Here is a 9,485-nt window from a genome sequence, read left to right as displayed (position 1 = left end):
CGTCTGGGGCAACCGGGTACTGCGGGGGGCCAATGGACAAGGCGGTGAGATCGGCCACATCACCGTACTGCCGGGGGGGCCTTCGTGTGGGTGCGGACTGGATGGTTGTTTGGAGGCCTTGGCCACCGGCCCGGCCATGGAGCGTATGGCTTTGGCCTCGTTCAAGCGCGAGATGGGCACCCGGGAACTCTTTTCGCTTTTCCAGCAGGGCGACCCTCGGGCCGGCCGGATTGTGCGCCAGGCCGCGAGCTGGGTGGGCGTAGCCCTGGCCTCGCTGGTCAAGTGTTACGATCCCGAGGTGGTGGTGCTGGGGGGTGGGGTGGCCCTCAACGCGGGCCAGGGGTACTTAGACGAGGTGATGCGCTCCTATCAGCGCTACATGGAGGGTTGGGTGGCCCCCCCCATTCGGTTGGCCCGGCTGGGTGGGGAGGCCGGTCTTTTGGGCGCGGCCCTCACCGCAGCCCTCGAGGTGGGGGAGGTCTAGTCACTCGGCTCACAGAGGCCCGCTTTTTGCTCCTGTAAACTCCACCCCAGTATGATTGTCGTATACTCCACCGCTTGGTGCCCTGATTGCCGCGCGGCCAAGCGGGCCTTGCTCGAGCTGGGCCTGCCTTTTACCGAGGTAGACATTGAACGGAATTCAGAGGCGGCTGAGCTGGTGATGCGACTCAACAATGGAAAACGCAGCGTGCCCACCCTGGTCTATGGCCCCCATGCGGTCTCGCTAAGCCGCTTCTCCGTGGCCAAGCTTAAGGGTTGGCTCGAGCAGGTGGGCCTTCACGCTCAGAGCCCCACGTGAAGGCCCCTAATGGGCGGTTAGGATCGGCGCGCGGCTTCTACCGCGCTACGAAAAAACTCAAGGACCTGTACTTGAGGAGCTAGGGTGGCTTGGGTGGGCAGGGCGATGCGGTACGAGGTGGCCTCGAGGTCAATCAGAGCGCTCTCGGCGTTGCTGCTCAGGCGGATGCTGGCTCCGGCGGGTACCTTGAACCAGACGTCCAGCTCCTCGGGGAGGGGAAGGATGAGGGCGTTATCGGCCATTGCGCCCGCCTGGACCCCAGGGAGGAAGATGACCCGGGCTTCACGGGGCTCTTGAATCTCAATCACCAGCGGTGCAGCCCGGCCCGAGATGCCTACCCCCAGGGGGTTTTCCACGTAGGCGTGGCCTTTGAGATGAAGCAGCGAGGGCTCTTCGTGAGCCGCCCAGATTATGCCGGAGGCGCTGCTTTGGGAAGGGGTGCGCACCCAGCGCACGTGCCGGCCATCCACCTCAAACCCTGGGCCAAAGCGGGTCTCTTCCAGCAAGGCCAGCTCGCTGCCTCGCGGCACCTTGCTCTGGCTGGGGCTGAGGGGCAAAGGCTCGGGGGTGCCCAGCCAGGCCTTCAGGCCGTAGCGCGTCCAGCCAGTGAGGGTGTTCAGGAAGTTGCCCCAGTCGGCGGTGTCACCGGCCATCAGGCGGTGGTAGGCCTCGGCCATGCGCTGCTCCTCCATGGCGCACTGCAGGGCGGCTTGGCGGTGGTACTGCTGGCGGCGGCCCGGCTGCAGCCCCATGTACAGGACCCGGCGGCTGGCGTCGTCGGAAAACTGCCACTGCCCGTTGTAGACCAGCCAGCCACGCCGCTCGAGTTCGTCTAGATAGGGCGTGGCCTCTAGGGCGTCCAGCAGGCCCTGGGTGTAGGGCCCCGGGTGCACCGATAGCCGCTCTAGGGCCAGCCGGCCCTCGAGGGAGAGCATGCGGGCTTCAAGCTGTACCTGGGCCCGCACCCGTTGGGGCAGAGGTATCTCCCGCCCGTTTTGCGGCACGGCCAGCAGCTCCCGCAGGTGGCCGGGGGACCCCCCTGAGGCTAGGTACAGCCGGGCGGCTTGGGTAAAGGGGAGGTTCGCCAGCATGGTGGCCCGGGCCTCGGCCCAGGAAAGGGGAGGGAGGGTGATGTAGCGGGTGCGCTCGGCGGGGTAGTGGCTTCGCAGCTCCAGGATGAGCCGGGGGTCTTCGCCGTAGGCCGAGCGTTCAATCACCCAAAGCCCCTCCCGGTCGTTGAGAATGCGCTCAAGGGCCACGTCGTTGTAAGGAGGGCGCAGGTAGTGCAAGGCCCGTCCCCCCCCCCGGGGGCCCTCCAGGAAGGGCATGCCCAGGGTTTTGGCTAGAGCCTGGGCGAAGGCCGCGCGGCCTGAGCCAGGCCGGCCCATCACGATGAGCACCGCCGGGAGGGTGAGCTGGGCGGCCACCTCCTGCACCAGCCGCTCGCGGCCCACCGTGCCGGAGCTGTTTGCCATGAGCTGGGAGCGCTGGCCCTCGAGCCAGGCCCGAAACTCCACCGAGAGCTCCTCCAGCCCCTCCATAGGGGCCCCCGGTCCGGGGGTGCGGTCAAGGGTGATGAAGGGGGGGAGCTGCAAAGGATCCTCCCCCGGCTTGAAGGGGGTGTAGCCCAGCGGGGCCAAGGCCTGGCTCAGGCGATGCAGCTCCACCCGTAGGTTTTGCGAGGCCGCTGCGTGGCCCCACAGCAGGTCCGCCAGCACCTCCCGACGGGTCGCCCCTTCCAAAGCGAGGTAGTACAGAATGGCGAGGCCTTTGCGCTGAAGCTTAATCTCCCGGCCCTGGTACTCTAGGCGGGCTGGGCCCCACAGTTTGAGCTGGATGGGTCCTCCTTTACTCATGCGCACGCTCCTTTGAAATCCGAGACGAACAAGACGGTAATCCCCGTACCCAGCAGGCCGTATCTTCCCGGAAAGGGGGTATGAGGGCGATAGGGTATGCCGCTTGGGCCGCTCGGGGATGGCCGAGGTTGACGAACCCAAGCCCGCGGCCTGGGGCCGCAAGCTCTGGGTCGTGTGCGGGCTGCCGTCAAGCGTGAACCCTCCCGTAAAACCTCCAACGCAGGGTAACACAATCCCCTCTCTTCCCTTGTGCAAATTGCACAACCCCCCTAGGGCGGTGGGCTTTTCCCGCTCGGCTTTAGCCATTAGGCTATATCCCGTGCCAGGGATTGCCATTATCGGGGCCCAGTGGGGCGACGAGGGTAAGGGAAAGGTCACCGATGCGCTGGCTCAGGACGCCGACTTCGTGGTGCGTTACCAGGGCGGGGCCAACGCGGGCCATACTGTGGTGGCCCAGGGCAAGACCTTTAAGCTGAACCTGCTGCCCACCGGTGTTATCCACCCTCAGGCCGTCAACGTGTTGGGCGATGGGATGGTGGTTGATGCTTTCCGCTTTGCTGAGGAGATGGAACGCATCCGCGTCGAGGGCCTCGAGCCCAGGGTCTTGGTCTCGGAAAAAGCCCATCTGGTCTTGCCGCACCACAAGCACGTGGAGTCGCGCAACGACTTTGTGGGCACCACCCGACGGGGCATTGGCCCAGCATACTCCGACCGGGCGCGGCGGGTAGGCATCCGGGTGGGGGACCTACTGAATGAGGCGGTGCTCAGGGAGCGGGTGGAGACCTTGCTAGCGGAGAAGCCCAACTCCACGCGGGAGGCCGGCTGGGACACCCCCCAGAAGGCTCTGGATGACCTGTATAGGATGCGCGAGATTCTGGCCCCCCACATTGCCGACACCGGCTATCTGTTGCGGGAGGCCATCAAGCACGGCAAGAAGGTGCTTTTTGAGGGGGCCCAGGCTACCCTGCTCGACCTCAACTACGGCGACTACCCCTACGTCACCAGCTCCCACCCGACGGTAGGGGGTATCCTGGTGGGGGCTGGGGTGAACCATAAGGCCATCAACAAGGTCTACGGGGTGGCCAAGGCCTACGCTACCCGGGTGGGCAACGGTCCTTTTCCCACCGAGCTTTTTGGCCAGGAGGACGAGTACTTGCGGCAAAAAGGGGGGGAGTTCGGGGTAACTACTGGGCGGCCTCGGCGCACCGGCTGGCTTGACCTGGTGTTACTGAAGTATGCCTGCGAGGTGAATGGGTTTGATGGGCTGGTGCTCACTAAACTGGATGTCCTCTCGGGTTTTCCGGTGGTGAAGGTGGGTGTGGAGCACCGCCCAGACGGGACTGTAAAGTACGAGGAAATCCCAGGCTGGGGAGATTTGTCGGGGATTGCGAGCCGCGAGCGGCTGCCCGCCAGCCTGAAACATTTTGTTGAGCTAATAGAGGATTACACCGAGACCCCGGTGGTGATGTTCTCCACCAGCCCTCGTCGGGAGGACACCTTTGGGGCGGTGAGCTGGGTTTAGCGCAGCACCTCTCCTGGCTTGACCCGCAAAGCCCGCCAAAGGGGCAGCAGCGAGGCTAGAAGCACCACTAAAAGGCTCATGGTGGAGACCCAAGCGAAGTCTGAGGCCCGGATTTCCACCGGCAGGTAGGTGAGGAAGTACAGCTCGCCCGGTATCCGCACCGGCTGCCAGGCGAAGTAGCGGGAAAGGCCATACCCCAGAAGGTTCCCCAGGGCTATTCCTGCGGTGCCGAGAATGAGCCCCTCGAGGGCGAACACCCCCGCCACTTGGACTGCCTGGGCCCCCATCACCCGTAAGAGGGCGATGTCCTGGGTTTTTTCAACCACGGTCAGCACCAGCACGCTGGCCATGCCCAAAGCCGCCACCACCACGATCAAGAAGACCACAACGCCAATGACCCGCTTCTGCAAGGCCAACTGCTCGATGAGGGTACGGTTGCTGGACTGCCAGGTCTGGGGAAAGTAGTGTTTTCCGGCCAGGGCCAGCCCCACCTCGGGGGCCCGCTCGGGGTTGCGCAACCGGAGCTGGTAGCCTGAAAGGGCCTTGGGCTGCTCTACTAGCTCGCGGGTGTCGGCTAGGGTGGTGAAGGCGAAGCCCGAGTCTAGGAGGTAGTTCCCGGTTTGAAAGACGCCCACCACCCTTAGCTCAATGCGCTTTTGGTTGATGGAGACGAGGAAGAGGCGGTCCCCCGGATAGGCCCCCAGGCTGCGGGCCAGGGCGCTGCCCAGTACGATGGTGCCCGGCTCGAGCCGTGTGAGGTCTAGCTCTGGATAGACCCCTTGGCCCCCTTCCCCTAGCCCAATCAGGGTGGCGAAATCGGCTCCTGCCGGGCGGCCCGCCTCGGCCCTTCGGGTTAGCAGGGCCTTGGTTAGGAGTACCGGGGCCTGCCCCACCACCTCGGGGTTTGGGGGAGGTGGTGGGCTCTCCTCCGGGTTCAGGCTTTGCAAGTGGAGGTGGGGCACCGCTTTCAGGGTGGCCTCTACCAGCCCCCGGGTGAAGCCGTTGGTCAGGGAGAGTGCAGTGGTGAGCACCATAATGCCCACCGCTACCCCTAAGAGGCTAATTAGGCTTTGGACCCGGCGGTAGCGCAGGTGGCGCGAGGCGAGAAACCAGACAAAGCGCATGGAGCCCTGCCAAGGGTCAGACCAGGGTCCCTTGGCGCAAGCATTCTACCCTCGGCCCCGCTGGATGATCGTTACCCGCACAGTTCTTACCCCGAAGCGGATGGCGGTGCTGCGATCGGGCAGCCAGACATCAATCTGCTCTCGCTTGCGGGGGTGCATGGTGTCCTCTACGACGAAAATTCGGTCCTTGAAGAGGTAGTTGAAACGGCCCTTACCCCGGCCCCCGGCGGTGCCCAGGTCCTCCAGCATCACCTTGGAGCCGTAGGGAAGTTCGCGCAACATGTCCCGGCTTACCGCGATGATGCCGATGCGGGTGCGGGCTCCCGTGGCGGTGATGAAAGGGGTGGAGTCGGTTTCCCTTACCGAGGAGGTGTAGGCGGTGGCCTTCAGAACAAGTACCTTGGGCGCTTGGGCCCAGCCCAATCCGAGGATTGCGAATAGCAGGAGCAGGACCGGAACGGGAATGCGAAAGGGTCCTCTCATACGCCTCGATAAAGGGTAGGGGGCTTCTTCTTAGGTTCCCTTAGAAGAGGCGGTAACGATTCTCATTTGTAGGAGTGGCCAGCGGGAATGGCGGATTTTAAGTGGGGTTTTTATCTCCTGGAAAAGAAGGGTTTTGGGGGGTTTCGATTTATGAGTCCAACTTAAAGAGTTTCCCAGAGTTTCTCATCTTTTAGATGACCGCTCCCTGACCAAACCGGCGGGTTTGGCTGGCCTACGCTCCGCGTTGCGGACGGGAAATTTGCGAGCTGGCGGTTTTGCCCGATGTTACGCGGCCCGCCTTAGCAAGTAACGCCGATGCACGCCGGAGCGTGCACCAGCGGTTTAGACCGGTTATTCCAGCACGGCTAGATAGTCGTATAGATCGGGGCCGCCCGGGTGTATTTCCAGGGTGAGCTCGGGGAGCGCTTCGTTCAGGCGCTTGCGCAGGTCTTCTAGGGTTTCTTTGGTTGCGGTGGGTCCGTGGAACACGGTCAGAATCTCAAAGTCACCCTCCTGCGCAGCCAATTTGGCCATGTCCAAAAGGGCTTCCTCTGGGGTCTCGGCGGCCAGGGCCAACCTGTCGTCGCGCAGGCCAATAGGCTGCCCCTCGGACACGCTCACCCCACCGATTTCCACGCTGCGGCTGGCCCGGGTTACCTCCAGGGTTACCGCTCGCCGGGCGGCCTCCTCCATCGCCGGCAGAAGTTCTGCGGCGGGCTGCTCCGGTTGGTAGACCACTGAGGCGGCCAGACCCTGGCCCATGGTGCGGGTGGGGATTACGTACACGCTTTTGCCCTCGGCTAGCTTGGCGGCCTGCTGCGCTGACATAATCACGTTGCTGTTGTTGGGCAACACCACCACCTCGGGGTTGGGAAGGCTTTTTATGGCGTCCAGGATGTCCTGGACGCTAGGGTTAGCGGTCTGCCCTCCGGCCACCACCCGGGCGCCAAAACCCCGGAAGGCCTTGACCAGACCCCAACCGTTCGCCACCGCGACCAAGCCAGTGGGTGGGGGCGCTTCGTTGGCGGCCCCAGCCATAGAGAGGATTTCGGTGTGCTGCTGCGACATGTCCTCTACTTTGGTGCGCAGCATCTTGCCGTACCGCGCTACCCGGGCCAGAAGACCGTCGGGGTCGTTGGTGTGGATGTGGCCCTTTACGAACCCCTCTGCCCCCACTACCAGCAACGAGTCGCCAAAGGCCGCGACCTCTTCGCGGATTTTCTCAATGGGCTCCTGCACGCCTTCCATCAGGAACTCGGTGCAGTAGCCAAAGTCCTCCTCCTCAAAGGCGGTCTGGGCATAGCGCTCAATCTTGGGCGGCTCCGGCAGGGGTTTTTTCAAAAGGTACCCCTGAAGCCCCTCCAGGAAGCGCAGCAGCCCCACACCTCCAGCGTCCACCACCCCGGCCTGTTTGAGTACCGGGAGGAGCTCAGGGGTGCGCTCGGACGCCTCGCGACCTCGAGCTATAGCCTTTTCCAGGACCTCTTCTAGGGTGCCGGCCCCGGCCTCCACGGCCTGGTGGGCGCCTTCAGCGACCGCCCGTGAAACGGTAAGAATGGTGCCCTCCACCGGTTTCATCACCGCCTTGTAGCCGGTGCGGGAGCCCTCCTTGAGGGCCTTCGCCAGCAGGGTCGGGGAGAGCGCTTGGGCCTCCTTTAGGGTATCGGCAAAGCCCTTTAGGATTTGGGAGGTAATGACCCCAGAGTTGCCTCGAGCCCCCAGTAAAGAACCATAGCTTATGGCCCGGGCCACCTCGTTCATCTTGGAGGTGTCGGCCAGGTCTAGCTCCCGCCGGACCGACTGCAGGGTGAGGTGCATGTTGGTACCGGTATCGCCGTCGGGTACCGGGTAGACATTGAGCGCGTTGACCTCTTCCACGTAGACCGCGAACCAGTCCGTGGCGTAGCGGAAGGCCTGGGCCAGCTCAGCAGGGAGGAGTGTGCTAGCCACGGCTCACCCCCACCACGTGTACCCGAACCGAGGAAAGCTCCACCCCGGCCATGCTCTTAGCGGCCCAGCGAACCCGCTCTCCGATGCTGTCCACCACGGTAGGGATACGGGAACCGTAGGCCACCACCACATAGAGTTCGGCGTGGTACTTTCCTGGTGCGTTAGGATCAGCCTTGACCACCACCCCTTCCCGGGCCTCGCTGCGGCCTAGGATGCGGCTGATGGACTCCCGGAGGCCTGCCGGGCTCATCCCCAGTACCCCCGGCACTTCGTGCGCCGCTAGGCCTAGGATGGTAGCCAAGGCGCCTTCGGTTACGGTGATGTTGCCTTTCAAGCTCGTCCTCCAAAAACCTGAGATGTGAAGCGTTTGGGGGCCACCTGGGACAACTATAACCCACCCCCAGGGGGTTCCCAAAGCAGGGTCCTAGCGGCTGTTCTCCAGCAGGATGGCCTCTATGCGGCCAAAGTCTCGGCCAAATACCAGCCGCACCGGGGTGCGGCGGGTGTCGGGCCGGTACCAGGCCTCTATCAAAACGTCCTCTCGGGCGAAGCGGTAGCCTAGGAGGCCGCCGCTTTGCAACGGCTCGAGCCTCCCCTGGGCCAGCCGGGGGTAGTCTACGGCTTTTATCTGCCGGGTTTCGGGGTGCAAGCGGAGGTAGTAGATGAGCGCAAGCTGGTCCAGCACGTCGCTGTGGGGGCTTTTCCAGGTGGTCTCCCGGCCGTCGGGGTGAATGACCAAAGCGGAGCAGCCATCCCCTTCCCGTCGGAAGATGAGCTTAGTGTTGCCGCGGAAGGGCTCGGAGTGGAGCTGGTAGAAGTGGTCGGTGAAGAGGTCGGGGCCTACCAGGCTTTCGGCCTCGAGGCCATACCCCAGAGCCTGGGCCAGGCCGCTGGGCTCCAGCCGTAGGCGAAAATGCCAACCCCTCTCTGCGGCCTCAGCGGTGAGGTGCAGCCTCCCTACCCCAAACCCCTGCCAAAGCAGGTTGTAGACTAGGCGCTCTCCCGGGGCCCAAGGCACCCCTTGGGCCAGCGCCTGGAGCCCCAGGCCCACCACCAGCCAGCACGCCGCTTCCCTCATCTTTCCAGACTACCCTAAGCGCGGGGGGCTTAGGCCGTCAAAGGGCCTGCTGTGGCTCGGTGTAGGGAAGCCCAAAAGCCTCCGCCACCCCGGGGTGGGTGAGGAGGCCCCTGTGGGTGTTTAGCCCTTTGAGGAGGGCCCCGTCTTCCAAAAGCGCTGCCAAGCCCTTCTCCGCCAGCTTGAGCACGTAGGGCAAGGTCTGGTTGGTGAGGGCGAAGGTGGAGGTGCGGGGCACCGCTCCCGGCATGTTGGCCACCCCGTAGTGCACCACCCCATCCACCAAGTAGGTGGGCTCGGCGTGGGTGGTGGGGCGGATGGTCTCCACGCACCCCCCCTGGTCCACGGCCACGTCCACGATGACCGAGCCTTCCTTCATCAAGGGAAGCATGTCCCGGGTGACCAGTTTGGGCGCCTTGGCCCCCGGCACCAAGACCGCCCCGATGAGGAGGTCGGCGTGCTGGATGCTCTTTTTGATGTTGGCCTCGGTGGCGGTGAGGGGCACCACCCGCCCCCCGAAGACGTCGTCCAGGTACTGCAGGCGCTTGTGGTTCACGTCCAGGATGGTCACCTGGGCCCCCATGCCCAAGGCGATCTTGGCGGCGTTGGTGCCCACGGTGCCGCCCCCCAGGATGACCACGCTGGCCGGGGCCACCCCCGGCACCCCGCCCAAAAG

Annotated in this window: 10 protein-coding genes; 3 read left to right on the top strand and 7 right to left on the bottom strand. The window is 64.3% G+C overall.

Annotation, left to right across the window (positions count from 1 at the left end):
* Together Mlute_RS12520 and Mlute_RS12515 are read left to right on the top strand one after the other, a co-directional pair.
* The coding region (locus Mlute_RS12520; RefSeq protein ID WP_147371088.1) for an ROK family protein at positions 1-484 on the top strand (484 nt) is incomplete at its 5' end.
* Between the two features lie 51 nt (positions 485-535).
* On the top strand, positions 536-799 hold the full coding sequence (locus Mlute_RS12515; protein WP_119360953.1) for a glutaredoxin family protein: 264 nt from the start codon (positions 536-538) through the stop codon (positions 797-799).
* A gap of 17 nt (positions 800-816) precedes the next feature.
* Here the strand turns inward: Mlute_RS12515 and Mlute_RS12510 are convergent, their stop codons facing one another.
* Positions 817-2,655, bottom strand: coding sequence for a transcriptional regulator (locus Mlute_RS12510; protein WP_245958969.1), 1,839 nt, complete (start codon positions 2,653-2,655; stop codon positions 817-819).
* A gap of 319 nt (positions 2,656-2,974) precedes the next feature.
* Between Mlute_RS12510 and Mlute_RS12500 the strand changes: the two genes are divergently transcribed.
* Positions 2,975-4,177, top strand: coding sequence for an adenylosuccinate synthase (locus Mlute_RS12500; RefSeq protein ID WP_119360952.1), 1,203 nt, complete (start codon positions 2,975-2,977; stop codon positions 4,175-4,177).
* On the opposite strand, the gene Mlute_RS12495 is transcribed toward Mlute_RS12500, so the two are convergent.
* The 6 genes from Mlute_RS12495 to Mlute_RS12470 form a co-directional block, all read right to left on the bottom strand.
* The gene (locus Mlute_RS12495) at positions 4,174-5,301 is read right to left on the bottom strand and encodes an FtsX-like permease family protein (protein WP_119360951.1); all 1,128 of its coding nucleotides are present in this window, start codon (positions 5,299-5,301) and stop codon (positions 4,174-4,176) included. The two genes, Mlute_RS12500 and Mlute_RS12495, sit on opposite strands and share 4 nt — an antisense overlap.
* A 45-nt stretch (positions 5,302-5,346) precedes the next feature.
* Positions 5,347-5,784, bottom strand: a complete 438-nt coding sequence (locus Mlute_RS12490) for a 3D domain-containing protein (RefSeq protein WP_119360950.1) — start codon at positions 5,782-5,784, stop codon at positions 5,347-5,349.
* Between the two features lie 351 nt (positions 5,785-6,135).
* Positions 6,136-7,734 (bottom strand): DAK2 domain-containing protein, encoded by a 1,599-nt coding sequence (locus Mlute_RS12485; protein ID WP_119360949.1) that lies wholly within the window; start codon positions 7,732-7,734, stop codon positions 6,136-6,138.
* A complete protein-coding gene (locus Mlute_RS12480; protein ID WP_119360948.1) occupies positions 7,727-8,068 on the bottom strand; it encodes an Asp23/Gls24 family envelope stress response protein in 342 nt (113 codons plus the stop codon). The genes Mlute_RS12485 and Mlute_RS12480 overlap by 8 nt, the downstream gene beginning before the upstream one ends.
* Before the next feature lie 90 nt (positions 8,069-8,158).
* Complete coding sequence (locus Mlute_RS12475) at positions 8,159-8,812, bottom strand: DUF3108 domain-containing protein (protein ID WP_119360947.1); 654 nt, start codon at positions 8,810-8,812, stop codon at positions 8,159-8,161.
* 37 nt (positions 8,813-8,849) lie between these two features.
* Positions 8,850-9,485, bottom strand: a 636-nt coding sequence (locus tag Mlute_RS12470) for an alanine dehydrogenase (protein ID WP_182482565.1), incomplete at its 5' end; no start/stop codon positions are given.

It is taken from the genome of Meiothermus luteus (assembly GCF_003574085.1).
Lineage (GTDB): Bacteria > Deinococcota > Deinococci > Deinococcales > Thermaceae > Meiothermus > Meiothermus luteus.
The sequence above is the reverse complement of the archived record's forward strand: the minus strand, read 5'-3'. Positions and strand labels throughout refer to the sequence as shown.